Source organism: Streptomyces sp. NPDC014889, assembly GCF_043081205.1.
Classification (GTDB): domain Bacteria; phylum Actinomycetota; class Actinomycetes; order Streptomycetales; family Streptomycetaceae; genus Streptomyces.
Genome location: NZ_JBIBWH010000007.1, coordinates 359,563 through 376,291 on the forward strand (window position 1 = coordinate 359,563; position 16,729 = coordinate 376,291).

17 protein-coding genes and 1 riboswitch are annotated in these 16,729 nt (G+C 72.2%); of the genes, 13 read left to right on the forward strand and 4 right to left on the reverse strand.

Going from position 1 to position 16,729, the window contains the following annotated elements:
• Positions 1 to 18: 18 nt before the first annotated feature.
• The 6 genes from ACF09J_RS16685 (at position 19) to ACF09J_RS16710 (ending at position 5,553) form a co-directional block, all read left to right on the forward strand.
• A complete protein-coding gene (locus ACF09J_RS16685; RefSeq protein ID WP_392306134.1) occupies positions 19 to 420 on the forward strand; it encodes a ribonuclease domain-containing protein in 402 nt (133 codons plus the stop codon).
• A complete protein-coding gene (locus ACF09J_RS16690; RefSeq protein ID WP_392306135.1) occupies positions 417 to 746 on the forward strand; it encodes a barstar family protein in 330 nt (109 codons plus the stop codon). Before ACF09J_RS16685 ends, ACF09J_RS16690 begins: the two co-directional genes overlap by 4 nt.
• Positions 747 to 878: 132 nt before the next feature.
• Positions 879 to 2,321, forward strand: coding sequence for a GuaB1 family IMP dehydrogenase-related protein (locus ACF09J_RS16695; protein ID WP_392306136.1), 1,443 nt, complete (start codon positions 879 to 881; stop codon positions 2,319 to 2,321).
• A 34-nt stretch (positions 2,322 to 2,355) separates the two neighbouring features.
• Positions 2,356 to 2,808, forward strand: coding sequence for an Lrp/AsnC family transcriptional regulator (locus ACF09J_RS16700; RefSeq protein WP_390828254.1), 453 nt, complete (start codon positions 2,356 to 2,358; stop codon positions 2,806 to 2,808).
• 208 nt (positions 2,809 to 3,016) lie between these two features.
• On the forward strand, positions 3,017 to 3,805 hold the full coding sequence (locus ACF09J_RS16705; RefSeq protein WP_392306137.1) for a carbon-nitrogen hydrolase family protein: 789 nt from the start codon (positions 3,017 to 3,019) through the stop codon (positions 3,803 to 3,805).
• A 50-nt stretch (positions 3,806 to 3,855) separates the two neighbouring features.
• Complete coding sequence (locus tag ACF09J_RS16710; RefSeq protein ID WP_392306138.1) at positions 3,856 to 5,553, forward strand: flavin monoamine oxidase family protein; 1,698 nt, start codon at positions 3,856 to 3,858, stop codon at positions 5,551 to 5,553.
• Between the two features lie 16 nt (positions 5,554 to 5,569).
• Here ACF09J_RS16710 and ACF09J_RS16715 read toward each other — a convergent pair whose 3' ends face one another.
• The 4 genes from ACF09J_RS16715 to ACF09J_RS16730 form a co-directional block, all read right to left on the reverse strand.
• On the reverse strand, positions 5,570 to 6,502 hold the full coding sequence (locus tag ACF09J_RS16715; protein ID WP_392306139.1) for an LLM class F420-dependent oxidoreductase: 933 nt from the start codon (positions 6,500 to 6,502) through the stop codon (positions 5,570 to 5,572).
• A 91-nt stretch (positions 6,503 to 6,593) separates the two neighbouring features.
• Positions 6,594 to 7,280, reverse strand: coding sequence for a DUF5995 family protein (locus tag ACF09J_RS16720; protein ID WP_392306140.1), 687 nt, complete (start codon positions 7,278 to 7,280; stop codon positions 6,594 to 6,596).
• A gap of 114 nt (positions 7,281 to 7,394) precedes the next feature.
• Positions 7,395 to 8,792 carry a uracil-xanthine permease family protein gene (locus tag ACF09J_RS16725; protein ID WP_392306141.1) on the reverse strand — a complete coding sequence of 466 codons (1,398 nt, stop codon included), beginning with the start codon at positions 8,790 to 8,792 and terminating at the stop codon, positions 7,395 to 7,397.
• A gap of 185 nt (positions 8,793 to 8,977) precedes the next feature.
• The gene (locus tag ACF09J_RS16730) at positions 8,978 to 10,189 is read right to left on the reverse strand and encodes an MFS transporter (RefSeq protein ID WP_392306142.1); all 1,212 of its coding nucleotides are present in this window, start codon (positions 10,187 to 10,189) and stop codon (positions 8,978 to 8,980) included.
• Positions 10,190 to 10,321: 132 nt separating this feature from the next.
• Between ACF09J_RS16730 and ACF09J_RS16735 the strand changes: the two genes are divergently transcribed.
• The 7 genes from ACF09J_RS16735 to hisG all read left to right on the forward strand — a co-directional run bounded on the left by ACF09J_RS16735 (position 10,322) and on the right by hisG (position 16,713).
• The gene (locus ACF09J_RS16735) at positions 10,322 to 11,548 is read left to right on the forward strand and encodes an ROK family transcriptional regulator (RefSeq protein WP_392306143.1); all 1,227 of its coding nucleotides are present in this window, start codon (positions 10,322 to 10,324) and stop codon (positions 11,546 to 11,548) included.
• A gap of 585 nt (positions 11,549 to 12,133) precedes the next feature.
• Positions 12,134 to 12,264: riboswitch (FMN riboswitch) on the forward strand.
• A gap of 154 nt (positions 12,265 to 12,418) precedes the next feature.
• Positions 12,419 to 13,027: a riboflavin synthase gene (locus tag ACF09J_RS16740; RefSeq protein WP_392306144.1), complete on the forward strand. Its 609-nt coding sequence runs from the start codon at positions 12,419 to 12,421 to the stop codon at positions 13,025 to 13,027.
• Positions 13,024 to 13,668 carry a nicotinamide riboside transporter PnuC gene (locus ACF09J_RS16745; protein WP_392306145.1) on the forward strand — a complete coding sequence of 215 codons (645 nt, stop codon included), beginning with the start codon at positions 13,024 to 13,026 and terminating at the stop codon, positions 13,666 to 13,668. Before ACF09J_RS16740 ends, ACF09J_RS16745 begins: the two co-directional genes overlap by 4 nt.
• The gene (locus ACF09J_RS16750) at positions 13,665 to 14,993 is read left to right on the forward strand and encodes a bifunctional 3,4-dihydroxy-2-butanone-4-phosphate synthase/GTP cyclohydrolase II (RefSeq protein ID WP_392306146.1); all 1,329 of its coding nucleotides are present in this window, start codon (positions 13,665 to 13,667) and stop codon (positions 14,991 to 14,993) included. Before ACF09J_RS16745 ends, ACF09J_RS16750 begins: the two co-directional genes overlap by 4 nt.
• Before the next feature lie 22 nt (positions 14,994 to 15,015).
• A complete protein-coding gene (gene ribH, locus ACF09J_RS16755) occupies positions 15,016 to 15,501 on the forward strand; it encodes a 6,7-dimethyl-8-ribityllumazine synthase (protein ID WP_392306147.1) in 486 nt (161 codons plus the stop codon).
• 34 nt (positions 15,502 to 15,535) lie between these two features.
• Positions 15,536 to 15,808: a phosphoribosyl-ATP diphosphatase gene (locus ACF09J_RS16760; protein ID WP_062704494.1), complete on the forward strand. Its 273-nt coding sequence runs from the start codon at positions 15,536 to 15,538 to the stop codon at positions 15,806 to 15,808.
• A 56-nt stretch (positions 15,809 to 15,864) separates the two neighbouring features.
• Positions 15,865 to 16,713 carry an ATP phosphoribosyltransferase gene (gene hisG, locus ACF09J_RS16765; RefSeq protein WP_392306148.1) on the forward strand — a complete coding sequence of 283 codons (849 nt, stop codon included), beginning with the start codon at positions 15,865 to 15,867 and terminating at the stop codon, positions 16,711 to 16,713.
• The last annotated feature ends 16 nt before the right edge of the window (positions 16,714 to 16,729 follow it).

A 16,729-nucleotide genomic window follows, 5' to 3' on the forward strand; every position in this document is an offset into this window, starting at 1 on the left:
CGTGGGAGCATCGTCGGCATGCTGCTGCGGTTCGTCCCCCGTGTGTTCGCGGGGCTCCTCGTCACGCTCGCCGTCCTCCTGACGGGCTGCTCGCCCTCCGGGCAGGCCGGTTCCGACCCCTCCGCCCCTTCGTGGGCGCACGGGATGGCCACGATCAGTCAGTCCCGGCTGCCGGCCGAGGCCCGGCAGACCCTGGACCTCGTCGACAGGGGCGGCCCCTACCCGTACCGGCAGGACAACACCGTCTTCGGCAATTTCGAGGGGCGGCTGCCCAAGGAGCCGCGCGGCTACTACCACGAGTACACGGTGCGCACCCCCGGCTCGCGCGACCGCGGGGCCAGGCGCATCGTCAGCGGCCAGGGCGGGGAGTTCTACTACACCGATGATCACTACAACACGTTCCGGGCGGTACTGAGATGAGCGAAGACCTGGCGGGCCGGGTCGTGGTCACGCTGGACCTCGACGGTGTCACGGACAAGGCGGCACTGATGGACCGTGCCGCCCGTGACCTCGCGCTGCCCGACTGGTTCGGACGGAACTGGGACGCCCTGGCCGACAGTCTCGGCGACGAGACCCTCTGGCCCGCCGAGGCCGTGAAGCGCGGAATGCTGGTCGTGGTCCGGGACTGGCAGGGCTACGCGCAGGCCAGACCGGAGGAGTGGGAGATCGCCGAGGAGGTCTTCGCCGCCGCGGCGGGCGGCCGGCCTGGCCTGGACGTCGCCCTCGCGCTTGGAGGTTCCTCCTAGCGGGCCGCCGGCCGGCCTGGACCTTCCGTGCGGGCATGGCACGGTTCCCGCCATGGGAGAATGAAGTACGTGCTCTTTCCCCCTGGCGGACCTGTCCGGGGGTCACCTCTGATCGACTGGGATGTGCGGCACGTGCGTTTCCTCAATGACATCCAGCCCGCGTACGACCTGACGTACGACGACGTCTTCATGGTGCCGAGCCGCAGCGCGGTCGGCTCACGTCAGGGCGTGGACCTCGGCTCCCCGGACGGCACGGGCACCACCATCCCGCTCGTCGTCGCCAACATGACCGCCATCGCCGGGCGCCGCATGGCCGAGACCGTGGCCCGCCGCGGTGGTCTCGTGGCCCTCCCGCAGGACATCCCGATCGACGTCGTCACCGACGTGATCTCCTGGGTCAAGAGCCGCCACCTCGTCCTGGACACGCCGATCGTGCTGGCCCCGCACCAGACCGTCGCCGACGCCCTGGCCCTGCTGCCGAAGCGCGCGCACAACGCCGGCGTGGTCGTCGACGAGCAGCACCGGCCGGTCGGCGTCGTCACCGACCGGGACCTGACCGGCGTCGACCGCTTCACCCAGCTCGAAGTGGTCATGAGCAAGGACCTGCTCCTGCTGGACGCGGACATCGACCCGCGCGAGGCCTTCAACACCCTGGACGGGGCCAACCGCCGCTACGCGCCCGCCGTGGACAGGGACGGCAGGCTCGCCGGCATCCTCACCCGCAAGGGTGCCCTGCGCGCCACGCTGTACACCCCCGCCACCGACGCCCGGGGCAAGCTGCGCATCGCCGCCGCCGTGGGCATCAACGGCGACGTGGCGGGCAAGGCCGAGCAACTGCTCGACGCGGGCGTCGACACGCTCGTCATCGACACCGCGCACGGCCACCAGGAGTCGATGATCAACGCCGTCAAGCTGGTGCGCGACCTCGACCCGCGGGTGCCCGTCGTCGCCGGCAACATCGTCTCCGCCGAGGGCGTCAAGGACCTGATCGAGGCGGGCGCGGACATCGTCAAGGTCGGCGTGGGACCGGGCGCCATGTGCACCACCCGCATGATGACCGGCGTGGGCCGCCCGCAGTTCTCCGCGGTCCTGGAGTGCGCGGCCGAGGCGAGGAAGTACGGCAAGCACGTGTGGGCCGACGGCGGGGTCCGCCACCCGCGCGACGTGGCCATGGCGCTCGCCGCGGGCGCGTCCAACGTGATGATCGGCTCCTGGTTCGCGGGCACCTACGAGTCGCCCGGCGACCTCCAGCACGACGCCGACGGACGCCCCTACAAGGAGTCGTTCGGCATGGCCTCCGCGCGCGCGGTGCGCAACCGCACTTCCGAGGAGTCGGCGTACGACCGCGCCCGCAAGGCGCTGTTCGAGGAGGGCATCTCCACCTCCCGGATGTTCCTCGACCCGGCCATGCCGGGCGTCGAGGACCTGATCGACGCGATCATCGCCGGCGTCCGCTCCTCGTGCACCTACGCCGGGGCCGGCTCCCTGGAGGAGTTCGCCGACAAGGCCATCGTCGGCATCCAGAGCGCGGCCGGCTACGCCGAGGGCAAGCCGCTGCACGCCAGCTGGAACTGAGCCCGCCGAGTCCCTGAGAAGTGAACCACCCACAGTGCTGAACGATCTCGACGAACGCATCGTGCACGCCCTCGCCGAGGACGCCCGCCGCTCCTACGCGGACATCGGTCAACTGGTCGGCCTGTCCGCGCCCGCCGTGAAGCGGCGCGTGGACAGGCTGCGCGCCACCGGCGCCATCACCGGCTTCACCGTCCGGGTCGATCCGGCGGCGCTCGGCTGGGAGACCGAGGGGTTCGTCGAGATCTACTGCCGCAGCAACACCTCCCCGGAGACCATCCAGCGCGGCCTTGAGCGCTATCAGGAGGTCGTGTCCGCCTCCACCGTCACCGGCGAGGCGGACGCGATCGTCCAGGTCTTCGCCGCCGACATGCGCCACTTCGAGCGGGTCCTGGAGCGGATCGCCGGCGAGCCCTTCGTGGAACGGACGAAGTCCGTCCTGGTGCTCTCCCCCCTCCTGCGCCGCTTCTCCTCGGGCGCGCCGGGCTAGGGTCTCGCGTCCGGCCTTCGCCCGCCTCAGCCCGTCGCAGGTCAGGCGCCCGTTGCAGCCGACACGGCCCGTGCAACGAATCGCCGTCCATCCCCGGGCGCACGCAACGAACAGCTCACCGACGCGCAACGGCTGCCGCTTGTTCGCCGGGGTCGCCGACCGTAGCGTCTAAGCGATCCCCGACCCCCCGTACCGGTGAGGAACGTCCATGCGCACCGCCCTGCTCCAAAGCTCCGGCCGTCCCGGCTCCGTCGGCGAGAACCTCAAGGTCCTCGACGCCGCCGCCGGCCGTGCCGCCGCCGCCGGGGCCGGGCTGCTGGCGACGTCGGAGCTGTTCCTGACCGGGTACGCGATCGGCGGCGACATCGGCCGGCTGGCCGAGCCCGCCGACGGCGACTGGGCGGACGCGGTCGCGGAGCTGGCCTGCAGGCACGGACTGGCCGTCGCCTACGGCTACCCGGAGCGGGACGGCGAGACGGTCCACAACTCCGTGCAGCTGATCTCCGCCGACGGCACCCGCCTCGCCAACTACCGCAAGACGCACCTGTTCGGCGACTTCGAGCACGCCCAGTTCACGCCGGGCGAGCAGCCGGTCGTCCAGGCGGAGCTGAACGGACTGACCGTCGGCCTGATCATCTGCTACGACGTCGAGTTCCCGGAGAACGTACGCGCCCACGCCCTGGCCGGCACCGACCTCCTCGTCGTCCCGACGGCGCTGATGCACCCGTTCCAGTTCGTCGCCGAATCCCTGGTCCCGGTGCGCGCCTTCGAGAACCAGATGTACATCGCCTACGTCAACCGGGCCGGTACCGAGGGCGAGTTCGAGTTCGTCGGGCTCTCCGCTCTCGCAGGCCCCGACGGGGTGGCCCGCGCCCGCGCCGGCCGGACCGAGGAACTGGTCCTCGCGGACGCCGAACCCGGCCTCCTCGCCGCCTCCCGCGAGACCAACCCGTATCTGGAGGGCCGCCGCCCCGGCCTCTACGGGTCCCTCGTCTGAACCACCCGATCGCCCCACCCCAGTTCTTCCGCGCAAGGAGTCCGTACCCCATGACGTCCACGGTGCCCAACGCCGTCGAGCACGCAGACGAGCAGCAGCCGCCGATCACCATGTTCGGCCCGGACTTCCCGTACGCGTACGACGACTTCCTCGCCCACCCGGCGGGACTCGGCCAGGTCCCCGCGACCGAGCACGGCACCGAGGTCGCGATCATCGGCGGCGGCCTGTCCGGCATCGTCGCCGCCTACGAGCTGATGAAGATGGGCCTCAAGCCCGTCGTCTACGAGGCCGACCGGATCGGCGGCCGGCTGCGCACCGTCGGCTTCGAGGGCTGCGACGAGTCGCTGACCGCCGAGATGGGCGCCATGCGCTTCCCGCCGTCCTCCACCGCCCTCCAGCACTACATCGACCTGGTGGGCCTGGAGACCCGGCCGTTCCCCAACCCGCTGTCCGAGGCGACCCCGTCGACCGTCGTCGACCTCAAGGGCGAGTCGCACTACGCGGAGACGATCGCCGACCTGCCGCAGGTCTACCGGGACGTGGCGGACGCCTGGAACCGGTGCCTGGAGGAGGGCGCGGACTTCTCCGACATGAACCGCGCCCTGCGGACGCGCGACGTGCCGCGCATCCGCGAGATCTGGTCCCGGCTGGTCGAGAAGCTCGACAACCAGACCTTCTACGGCTTCCTGTGCGACTCCGAGGCCTTCAAGTCCTTCCGGCACCGCGAGATCTTCGGCCAGGTCGGCTTCGGCACCGGCGGCTGGGACACCGACTTCCCCAACTCCATCCTGGAGATCCTGCGCGTCGTCTACACCGAGGCCGACGACCACCACCGCGGCATCGTGGGCGGCTCGCAGCAACTGCCGCTGCGGCTGTGGGAGCGCGAGCCGGAGAAGATCGTGCACTGGCCCTACGGCACGTCGCTGAAGTCCCTGCACGTGGACGGTGAACCGCGCCCCGCCGTCACCCGGCTGCACCGCACGGCGAACAACCGGATCACGGTGACGGACGCGAGCGGCGACATCCGCACCTACCGGGCGGCGATCTTCACCGCCCAGTCCTGGATGCTGCTGTCCAAGGTCCAGTGCGACGACGCGCTCTTCCCGATCGACCACTGGACCGCGATCGAGCGCACCCACTACATGGAGTCCAGCAAGCTGTTCGTGCCGGTCGACCGGCCGTTCTGGCTGGACAAGGACCCGCGGACCGGCCGGGACGTGATGTCGATGACGCTCACCGACCGCATGACCCGCGGCACCTACCTGCTCGACGACGGGCCGGACAGGCCCGCCGTCATCTGCCTCTCCTACACCTGGTGCGACGACAGCCTGAAGTGGCTGCCGCTGTCCGCGAACGAGCGGATGGAGGTCATGCTGAAGTCGCTGTCGGAGATCTATCCGAACGTCGACATCCGGGGGCACGTCATCGGGAGCCCGGTCACCGTGTCCTGGGAGAACGAGCCCTACTTCATGGGCGCGTTCAAGGCCAACCTGCCCGGCCACTACCGCTACCAGCGGCGCCTGTTCACCCACTTCATGCAGGACCGGCTGCCCGAGGACAAGCGGGGCGTCTTCCTCGCCGGCGACGACATCTCCTGGACGGCCGGGTGGGCCGAGGGCGCCGTGCAGACCGCGCTGAACGCGGTCTGGGGCGTCATGCACCAGTTCGGCGGCGCCACCGACCCGGCCAACCCCGGCCCCGGCGACGTCTACGACGAGATCGCCCCGGTCGAACTCCCGGAGGGCTGAGAGGAGTTGAGGGCGGTCACACTCCGGCCGCCCGCGCAGCCCCGAACACCTCCGCGGCGACGTCCTTGAGCTCCTCGGCGTCCCGCGGGCGGCCCTGCACATCGATCAGGATCTCCTCCAGGCCGATCGCCGCGTACGGGAGGAGGTCCTCGACGATCTGGTCTGCGTTGCCCTGGAAGGGCCGGCGTCCGGCACCGTCGTGCGCCTTGGCCGAGTACGCCGCGTTCACCCGCAGCACCGTCCGGATCGGCTGCTGCCGGCCCCGCTCGGCGGCCAGGTCCCGCAGCGCGTCCCACTGGCTCGCGAGCTGCTCGGCGCCGCCCGCGGCCACCGGCAGCCAGCCGTCGGCGTGCTCGACGAGCCGCTCCCGGGCCCTGCGGGTGCCCGCGGCCAGCAGAATCGGGATCGGCCGGGCCGGCTTGGGGCCCACCACGGCCGACTCGATCTTCGTGATACGGCCGTCGTAGCGCACCGGGTCGGGCCCCCACACGGCCCGGCAGACGTCGATCACCTCGTCCAGCACCCGGCCGCGCTCCTTGATCGGCCGGATCCCCGTCGCCGCGTACTCGTCCAGGGACCAGCCCGTGCCGAAGCCGGCGATCACCCGGCCGCCCGCGGCCGCGTCCAGCGAGGCGAGGGACCTGGCGAGCTGGAACGGCACGTGGAGCGGCGCGACCAGCACGCTGGTGCCCAGCCCGACCCGTTCGGTGACCGCCGCGGCAAGCGCGAGCGTGACCAGCGGGTCGGCCACGTGCCGGTAGGTGTCCGGCCAGGGCACGCCCTCCATGCCGTAGAGCCCCTGGGTGGCGGGCTCCGGGAACAGGGCCCGCTCGTAGACCCACACGCTGTCGTAGCCGATGCGTTCCACGGCGCGTGCCACGTCGGGCACGTCCCTGCCGAGGTCGTACTGACGGTTCTGCGGAAGGCCGATGCCCAGACGGGTCGCCATGACGGTGCGCTCCTTCGTGATCGTCCGTGCCCCATGGCCAACGTACAGTGATCAGGGGGCCGTTCCGGGAAGGTGCCCGAGGATGTCCGGATCAGTCGGGCAGCGGCGTGAGCATCATGCGGCAGTCGAAGCCGACCGCCGCGTCCAGCCGCAGGGCGAACTCCTCGGCCACGTCGGGCAGTCGGCGCAGCGCCCACAGTGCCCGCGCGGCCGACCAGCTTGCCTCACGCGCCCGCTCCAGGTTCCACGAGCCGAGCAGGTGGGTGAGCGGGTCGGTGATCCGGAGCAGCTCGGGGCCGGGCGCCAGATCCTCGCGGACGCGCTCCTCCAGCGCCAGGAGGAGGTCGCCCACGCGGTCGAACTCGCCCTCCAGGTCGGCCGGTTCGCACCGGGCCTCCCGGCAGGCGTCCACCACGGCGAGGGTCAGGTCGTGGCCGATGAGGGCGTGGAGGCCCGCCAGCGCGAACTGCGCCGGCCGCACCCCGGGGTGCCGGCGGAACTGGAACGCCGGCCGCCAGCAGGCGGGCGGCCGCCGCCCCTCGGCGGCCGCGTCCACGGCGGCGAGGTACCGCCCGGCGAGCGGTGCGTCCAGCGCGGTCGCGGGCCACCGGCCGGTCGCCTCGGTGGCGGCGAGGTACACGCGGTGGAAGGCCGCGATCCCGTCGCGCTCGGGCAGCGCGGCGGCGAGGTCGCGCATGCGGGCGCCCGTGGCGCCGATCGCGTCCGCCGCGTCCCCCGTGTCCGGGCCGCCATGGGTGAGTTGTGCCGATTGCCCCATGGAGGCAGCGTCCCAGGCCCGGGCCGGCCCGGGCGCCGACGGGCCCGGCGCTTCCCCGGAACGGGGGAACGCGCCCGCCGGCGAACCGGACGGGCGCACGCCCACGGGGCGGGCCTAGGAGGCCGGCCGGGTGCCCTCGGCCTCCTCGCCGTACGACGACGTGCCCTCGTCCAGCAGCGGCTCCTGCCTCTTGAGGTGGGCGGGCGCGAAGGCGCGCAGCGCGTGGTAGCCGGTGATGACGACCAGGGTGCCGAGCGCGATGCCGCTGAGGGAGAAGGTGTCGCTGAACTTCATGCTGACGTTGCCGACGCCGATGATGATGCCCGCCGCGGCCGGCACCAGGTTCAGCGGGTTGCGCAGGTCGACCTTGGCGTTGATCCAGATCTGCGCGCCGAGCAGGCCGATCATGCCGTACAGGATGACCGTGATGCCGCCGAGGACACCGCCGGGGATCGCGGCCACGATCGCGCCGAACTTGGGGCAGACGCCGAACAGCAGCGCGAAGCCCGCGGCGGCCCAGTACGCGGCGGTCGAGTAGACGCGGGTCGCGGCCATCACGCCGATGTTCTCGGAGTAGGTGGTGTTGGGCGGGCCGCCCACCGCGGTCGACAGCATGGAGGCCACACCGTCCGCCGAGATCGCGGTGCCGAGCTTGTCGTCCAGCGGGTCGCCGGTCATCTCGCCGACCGCCTTCACGTGCCCGGCGTTCTCCGCGACCAGCGCGATGACGACGGGCAGCGCCACCAGGATCGCCGACCACTGGAAGCTGGGCCCGTGGAAGGACGGCAGCCCGATCCAGTCGGCCTTGCCCACGCCCGACAGGTCCAGGCGCCAGTGGTCGGTGAGCTTGCCGCTCGCGTCCACGGAGTGGATCTTTCCGAGGCCCCGGTCGAAGATCCAGGAGACGGCGTAGCCGAAGACCAGCCCGAGGAAGATCGCGATCCGGGACCAGAAGCCGCGCAGGCACACCACGGCCAGGCCGGTGAACAGCATCACGAGCAGGGCCGTCCACTGGTCCTGCGGCCAGTAGGTGGAGGCGGTCACCGGCGCGAGGTTGAAGCCGATCAGCATGACGACCGCGCCGGTGACGATCGGCGGCATCGCGGCGTGGATGATCCGCGCCCCGAAGTGCTGCACGGCGAGCCCGACCAGGAACAGCGCGGCGCCGACGACGAGGACCGCGCCGGTCACGGTGGCGCTGGTACCGCCCTGCGCCCGGATGACCGCGGCGACGCCCACGAAGGAGAGCGAGCAGCCGAGGTAGCTGGGCACCCGGCCGCGGGTGGCGAGCAGGAAGATGACGGTCGCGACGCCCGACATCATGATCGCGAGGTTGGGGTCGAGGCCCATGAGCACGGGGGCGACGAAGGAGGCGCCGAACATGGCCACGACGTGCTGCGCGCCGAGTCCTGCCGTGCGGGGCCAGGAGAGCCGTTCGTCGGGCCGTACCACTGCTCCGGGCGCGGGCGTGCGCCCGTCACCGTGCAGCTTCCAGCGCACGCCGAGGTCCATGGTGGGATTTCGCTTTCTCTGTACGTGGAGCCTGTCCGCACCATTGTCGGGGTGCCGACGGGTCCGGTGCCCACCCGCCCCTGCTCAGGGCCGTTGAGGTCCCGCTCGGGGTCCGCCGGACAAGCCGCTCAGGAGCCGAGCGGACAACCGCTCGGGCCCCGCCCGGAGAGCCGCTCGGGCGCCGCTCAGGGCCGCGGGTCGGGTACCGCGGTGCTCGTGGGGCCGATCTTCGTCCGGTTCCGGTCGCCGGCCCTGAGCACCCCCGCGAAGGCGACCAGACCGCACGCGAGCAGGGTCACCAGGCCGAAGGAGACCACCAGGCTGGTCGCCTGGGCCAGTCCGCCGATCGCGCTCGGGGCGACGAGCCCGGAGGTGTACGTGATGGTCGCGACACCGGCGATGGCCTGGCTGGGGTTCGGACCGCTGCGGCCGGCCGCGGCGAAGCACAGCGGTACGACGACCGCGATGCCGAGGCCCATCAGCGCGAACCCGGTCATCGCCACCGCCGGATGGCTCCCCGCGACGACGAGCAGGCCGCCGAGGACCGCCAGCACGCCGCTCGCCCGCACCGTGCGCACGGCGCCGAACCGGTCCACCACCCGGTCGCCCGAGATCCGCGCGATCGCCATGGTGAGGGTGAAGCCCGTGGTGCAGGCCGCCGCGAGCCCGGCCGAGGTCTCCAGCTGGTGCCGCAGGTAGACCGCCGACCAGTCCAGGCTGGCGCCCTCCGCGAACACCGCGCAGAACCCGATCGCGCCGATCAGCAGCGCCGACTTCGGCGGCAGCGCGAACCGCGGCGGCGGCTCCTCGTCCTGCGCGGGCTGGAGGTCCAGCACCCAGGTGCAGGCGGTCACGCCCAGCACGGTCAGCACGGCGGCGGCCAGCAGGTGGTGCAGCCGCGCGTCCGAGCCGAGGTGCGCGGCGACCGTGCCGGCCGCCGAGCCGACCAGGGCGCCCGCGCTCCACATGCCGTGCAGGCCGGACATGATGGAGCGGTCGAGCCGGTTCTCGACCTCCACCCCGAGGGCGTTCATCGCGACGTCCGCCATGCCCGCCGTGGCGCCGTAGAGGAACAGGCCCAGGCACAGGGTCAGGAGGTTCGGTGCGAGTGAGGGCAGGACGAGGGCGAGTGTCCACAGGGCGATCAGGCCGCGCAGCGCGTTGCGGGCGCCGAAGCGGTGGCTGATGCCGCCCGCGAGCGGCATCGCGAGGGACGCGCCGAGCGCGGGGAAGGCCAGCGCGAGGCCCAGTTGCCCGGGGCTGACCCCGGCGTGGTCCTGGATCCACGGCACCCGGGTCGCGAACGAGCCGGTGACGGCGCCGTGCACGGCGAAGACGGCCGCCACGGCGTACCGGGCGCGCCGTACCTCGTACTGTTCGTAGACCACCGCACTCATTGTCCGGCCCCTCCCTGGCTGACCGTCGCTGCCCCTCGCGTTTTCGCGCCGACGTAAACTATCAGGGAACCTGCCTGATAGATAGCGGATATCACGACGGCAGCAGCCCGCAGATCTGGAAGGATTCCCGGCATGCCCGCATCCCCGAGCACCGCCCGGGCCATCAACGACCGGCTCGCCCTGCGGCTGCTTCAGCAGCAAGGACCGCTGACAGCAGGGCAGTTGAAGCAGCTCACCGGTCTGTCCCGGCCCACCGTCGCCGATCTCGTCGAGCGGCTGACGGCCTCCGGCCTGGTCACCGTGGTCGGTGAGTCCGGCGAGCAGCGGCGCGGGCCCAACGCGCGGCTCTACGGCATCGTCGCCGACCGCGCCCAGTTGGCCGCCCTCGACGTCCGCACCGACAGCGTGGCCGTGATCGTCGCCGACCTGCTGGGCCGGGAACTGGCCGCGGAGTCCGTGCCGATCGGCGGGGACACCGGTACGGGCCCGGCGCTCGAGCAGGCGGTCGGTCTGGTGGAGCGGGTGGTCAAGGAGGCGGGGGCGGAGCGGCTGCACACGGTCGGGATCGGCGCGCCGGGGCTGATCGACCCGGTCACCGGTGAGCTCCGCGACTCCACGGGACTGCCCGAGTGGCACCGCCGGCTGGTCGCCGCCCTGCAGGAGCGGCTGCCGCGGGCCCGGGTGACCGTCGAGAACGAGACCAACCTCGCGGCGCTGGCCGAGCAGCGCGACGGGGCCGCCCAAGGGCGGGACACCTTCGTCCTGCTGTGGCTCGGCCACGGCACGGGCGCGGCCGTCGTCCTGGACGGAACCCTGCGCCGCGGTGCCTCCGGAGGCACCGGCGAGATCGGCTTCCTGCCCGTCCCGGGCACCGCGGGGCTGCCCTCGGCGACAGGGTGCGCGGACGGCTTCCACTCCCTGGCCTGTGCTGCCGCGGTGACGGAACTGGCCGAGCGGCACGGGCTGTCGGCGAGCGGGGCCGGCTCGGACCGCATGGAGGGAGCGGGCGCGGAGCCGGTCGCCGCGGAACTGGTGCGGACGGCGGTACGGACGAGCGCGGGGGCTGCCGGCTCCGCGGCGGCCTCGCGCTTCCTCGACGCCCTGGCCGACCGCGTCGCCCTCGGGGTGGCCTCGGTGGTGGCCGTTCTCGATCCCGGGTGCGTGGTCCTCGGGGGCGAGATCGGGCAGGCCGGCGGAGACGCGCTCGCCGCGCGCGTGGCGGAGCGCGTGGCCCGGATGTCCCCGCTGCACACGGAGGTGAGGGCGGGCGCGCTCGGCGGCCGGGCGGTACTGCGCGGCGCCCTCGTGACCGCCCGCGACCGCGCCCAGGACGACCTGTTCACCCCACCGGAACGCTGACGCCGCAGGCAGCCCGACCCGACACCGCACGGGCTCGACTCGGCACCGCCCGGCAGCGGGCCCAGCCGCCAGGGAATCGGCCCGGCGCCGTCAGGCAGCCAGGCCCGAGGTCGCACGGAAGCCGTCCTGGCGCCCACGGAACCGGCCACGGAAGCCGTCCTGGCGCCCCACGGAACCGGCTTGCCGCTGTGCGGCAGTCGCCCCGGCCGCTACGGAATCCGCCCGGTGCCGCAAGGAGACCAGGCCCGGTGCCGCATGGAAGCCGGCCCGGCATCCGCGCGCAATCGCCCGCCCCCGCACGGAAACCAGCCCCCGTGCCGGGCGAACTGCACAGGTCGCGACGGGCGTTCGGGTCGGTGTGGTGGAACTTGCGTGTTCCACGCATCTGTTGACCTGCCTGGTCTAGTCCTCTTAGGGTCGGACTTCCGCGCAGACCGGTCCGGCGGCGGTGACGACGGCCCTTGCCCGCCGCCGGACCTCCACGCCCACGCACGGCAGCGCGGGCGGTACGTTCTGTGAGCCACCCCACACGCTTCGTCCGTGGTCCCGCCCATCGGGCGTGGCACACTGGCTCTGTACCAGAAGCAGCGCACTCCGGGGTCGGTGAAAGTCCGAACCGGCGGTTACAGTCCGCGACCCGGTCGCTTCCAGCGGCCGGTTGACCAGGTGGAATTCCTGGACCGACGGTTAAAGTCCGGATGGGAGGCAGTGCGCGGCGAGCGAGCACATCCGTGTGCGCCGCCGTCTCTGGGCTCGCCCTTCGCGGGCGGGTCCCGTCCGGCGTCGTCCCCCGAGTGTCCTCGTTCGTGCAGTCTGTCGACGTCGGCAGCCCCCGGAGTCCGTGCCCGAAGAGGCAGGAGGACCCGGGAAGTGTTCACCGGAATCGTCGAAGAGCTGGGTGAAGTCACCGCCGTGGAGGACCTCGGCGACGCCGCCCGTTTCCGGCTCCGCGGCCCCGTCGTGACCGAGGGCGCGCGGCACGGCGACTCCATCGCCGTGAACGGGGTCTGTCTCACCGTCGTCGAGCACGAGGGCGACGAGTTCACCGCCGACGTCATGGCGGAGACCCTCAAGCGCTCCAGTCTCGGCGTCCTCACCACCGGCTCCCGCGTCAACCTCGAACGCCCCACCGCCGTCGGCGCCCGCCTCGGCGGCCACATCGTGCAGGGGCACGTCGACGGCACCGGCACGATCCTGGAGCGCACCCCCTCCGAGCACTGGGAGATCGTGAGGATCTCGCTGCCGCCGGACCTCGCGCGCTACGTCGTCGAGAAGGGCTCCATCACCGTCGACGGCATCAGCCTCACCGTCGTCGAGGCCGGTGACGCGCACTTCACCGTCAGCCTCATCCCGACCACCCTGGCCCTGACCACCCTCGGCCTGAAGCAGCCGGGCGACCCGGTCAACCTCGAGGTGGACGTCGTCGCCAAGTACGTCGAGCGGCTGCTCGGCGACCGCGCCCAGGGAGCCGGACGGTGAACTGGCTCAACTCCGAGGCGTTCACCCTCCTCGGCCAGCACATCAAGTGGTCGGACATGACCGGCAACGTCATCGGCCTGCTCGGCCTGGCGTTCGGCTGGCGGCGCTCCATCTGGAGCTGGCCCGTCCAGTTCCTGTCCGGCCTGGTCCTGTTCGCCGCGTTCGCCACCGCCCACCTTTCGGGCAGCGCGGGCAAGCAGATCGTCGTCATGGTCGTCGCCGTCTTCGGCTGGTGGCAGTGGAACCGCGGCAAGGGCGGGGCGGCGGACGGCCACATCGCCGTGCGGTTCGCCACCTGGCGCGAGCGTGCCGTGCTGCTCGGCGCCGCCGCGGCCGGCACGGTCGCCGTCGCCGGACTGTTCCACGCCTACCCGTCGCTGTCCTGGGACCCCTGGCCCGACGCCTACATCTTCGTCGGCACCGTCGTCGCCATGTACGCGCAGGCGCGCGGCATGGTCGAGTTCTGGTTCGCCTGGCTGCTCGTCGACGTCGTCGGCGTACCGCTCAACTTCGCCAACGGCTTCGCCTTCTCCGGCTTCGTCTACATCGTCTACGGCGCGCTGGTCCTGTGGGGCATGCGCGACTGGTGGCTGCGCACCCGCACGGACGCGCGGCCGGTCCTGGAAGGAGCGCCCGCATGACAGCGGCAACCGTCCTCTACGGCACCGACCCCATGGAGGACTTCACCCTCGACCCCGTCGAGCAGGCCGTCGCCGACATCGCGGCCGGCCGCCCGGTCGTGGTCGTCGACGACGAGGACCGCGAGAACGAGGGCGACCTCGTCATCGCCGCCGAGAAGGCGACCCCCGAGATCGTCGCCTTCATGATGAGCGAGTGCCGCGGTCTGATCTGCGCCCCCATGGAGGGCGAGGAGCTGGACCGGCTGAAGCTGCCGCAGATGGTCGAGGAGAACACCGAGTCGATGAAGACCGCCTTCACGGTCTCCGTCGACGCCGGCGCCGCCCACGGCGTCACGACCGGCATCTCCGCCTCCGACCGCGCCACCACCCTCCAGTTGCTGGCGAGCGGCACCGCGGAGCCCACCGACCTCGTCCGCCCGGGCCATGTCTTCCCGCTGCGCGCCCGCCCCGGCGGCGTGCTCGTCCGCCCCGGCCACACCGAGGCCGCCGTCGACCTCGCCCGGCTGGCGGGGCTGCGCCCGGCCGGAGCGATCGTCGAGATCGCCGGCGACGACGGCCGGATGCTCCGGCTGCCCGAACTGATCGTCTTCGCCCGCAAGCACGGCCTGACGATCATCTCCATCGAGGACCTGATCGCGCACCGGCGCTCGCCCGGGTTGCCGGAATCGCCCGAGCAGGAGGGACGGCCGGCCCAGCCCGCGGTCCTCCGCGAGGCCGAGGTGCGCCTGCCCACCGCGCACGGCGTCTTCATCGCGTACGGCTACCGCTCCACCGCGGACGGCGTCGAGCACGTGGCCCTGGTGCACGGCGAGATCGGCGACGGCGAGGACGTCCTGGTCCGCGTCCACTCCGAGTGCCTCACCGGAGACATCTTCGCCTCCCAGCGCTGCGACTGCGGCCCCCAGCTGGACACCTCCCTGGAGCGCATCCAGCAGGAGGGCAGGGGAGTGGTGGTCTACCTGCGCGGTCACGAGGGACGCGGCATCGGCCTGATGTCCAAGCTGCGCGCCTACGAACTCCAGGAGCGCGGCCGGGACACCCTCGACGCCAACCTCGAACTCGGCCTGCCCGCCGACGCCCGCGACTACGGCGCCGGCGCGCGGATCCTCCAGGACCTCGGGGTGACGAGCGTCCGCCTGCTGACCAACAACCCCGACAAGACCGACGCCCTGCTCCGGCACGGCCTCAAGGTCACCGGACGGGAGCCGATGCCGGTCCAGGCCGGCGAGCACAACCTCCGGTACCTGCGCACCAAGCGGGACCGGATGGGGCACGACCTGCCCTGGCTGGACACCACCACCGTGTCCACCTGCGGCAACCAGTAAGCGAACAGACGCGAGGAGACACGTGAGCGGCAAGGGTGCACCGGAACTGTCCGTCCGGAACGTCGGAGACCTCAGGGTCGCCGTCGTCGCGGCGCAGTGGCACGAGAAGGTGATGGACGGACTGGTGGACGGGGCCCTGCGCGCCCTGCACGAACTGGGGATCGACGAGCCGACCCTGCTCCGGGTCCCCGGCAGCTTCGAGCTCCCGGTGGTGGCGAAGGTCCTGGCCGGCCGCGGCTACGACGCGATCGTCGCCCTCGGCGTCGTCATCCGCGGCGGCACCCCCCACTTCGACTATGTGTGCCAGGGCGTCACGAACGGCCTGACCCAGGTGTCGGTCGAGACCGGCGTCCCGGTCGGCTTCGGCGTGCTCACCTGCGACACCGAGGAGCAGGCCCTGGACCGGGCGGGCCTCGACGGGTCCAGCGAGGACAAGGGCCACGAGGCGGTCACCGCGGCGGTCGCGACCGCCGCCACGCTCCGCTCGGTATCCGAACCCTGGCGGTGAGCAGTCGCCCGGAGCGCGTAGGGTTGGCACCACCATGTCCAAGAAGACGTTCGAGGAGCTCTTCACCGAGCTCCAGCAGAAGGCCGCAGACGGCGACCCCGCCACCTCCCGCACCGCCGAGCTGGTCGGCAAGGGCGTCCATGCCATCGGCAAGAAGGTCGTCGAGGAGGCCGCCGAGGTCTGGATGGCCGCCGAGTACGAGGGCAAGGAGGCGGCCGCCGAGGAGATCTCGCAGCTGCTGTACCACGTCCAGGTGATGATGGTCGCCCGCGGCATCTCCCTGGACGACGTCTACGCCCACCTCTGAGCACTCCGAGCAACCGCACACACTGTCGTACGAGACGAACGAAGGAAGCCGACCTCATGCTGCGCATCGCCGTCCCCAACAAGGGTTCACTCTCCGGCCCTGCGGCGGACATGCTGCATGAGGCCGGCTACCAGCAGCGGCGGGAGTCCAAGGAACTGCGGATCGTCGACCCGGTCAACGAGGTCGAGTTCTTCTACCTCCGCCCCCGCGACATCGCGATCTACGTCTCCACCGGCCGCCTGGACATCGGCATCACCGGCCGCGACCTGCTCATCGACTCCGGAGCGGGCGCCGAGGAGATCCTGCCGCTCGGCTTCGCCCGCTCCACCTTCCACTACGCGGCCAAGCCCGGCACGGTCGGCGGCATCGCGGACCTGAACGGCCGGACGGTCGCCACGTCCTACGAGGGCATCGTCAGCAAGCACCTCGCCGACAGCGGCATCGACGCCTCCGTCGTCCACCTGGACGGCGCCGTCGAGACCGCCATCGAACTCGGGGTCGCCGAGGCCATCGCCGACGTCGTCGAGACCGGCACCTCCCTGCGCAACGCCGGCCTGGAGATCGTCGGCGAGTCGATCATGAAGTCCGAGGCGATCGTCGTCCGCCGCACCGGCGCCGACGTCGAGGAGCCCAAGGTCCAGCAGTTCCTGCGCCGCCTCCAGGGCGTCCTGGTGGCCCGGACGTACGTGATGATGGACTACGACTGCCGGGTCGAGCAGCTCGAACGGGCCGTCGCGCTCACCCCCGGCCTGGAGTCACCGACCGTCTCCCCGCTGCACAACGAGGGCTGGGTAGCCGTGCGCGCCATGGTCCCCGCCAAGGAGGCGCAGCGGATCATGGACGATCTGTACGAGCTCGGCGCCCGGGCCATCCTCACCACGGCCATCCACGCCTGCCGACTCTGAGGAACGAGGAGGCACC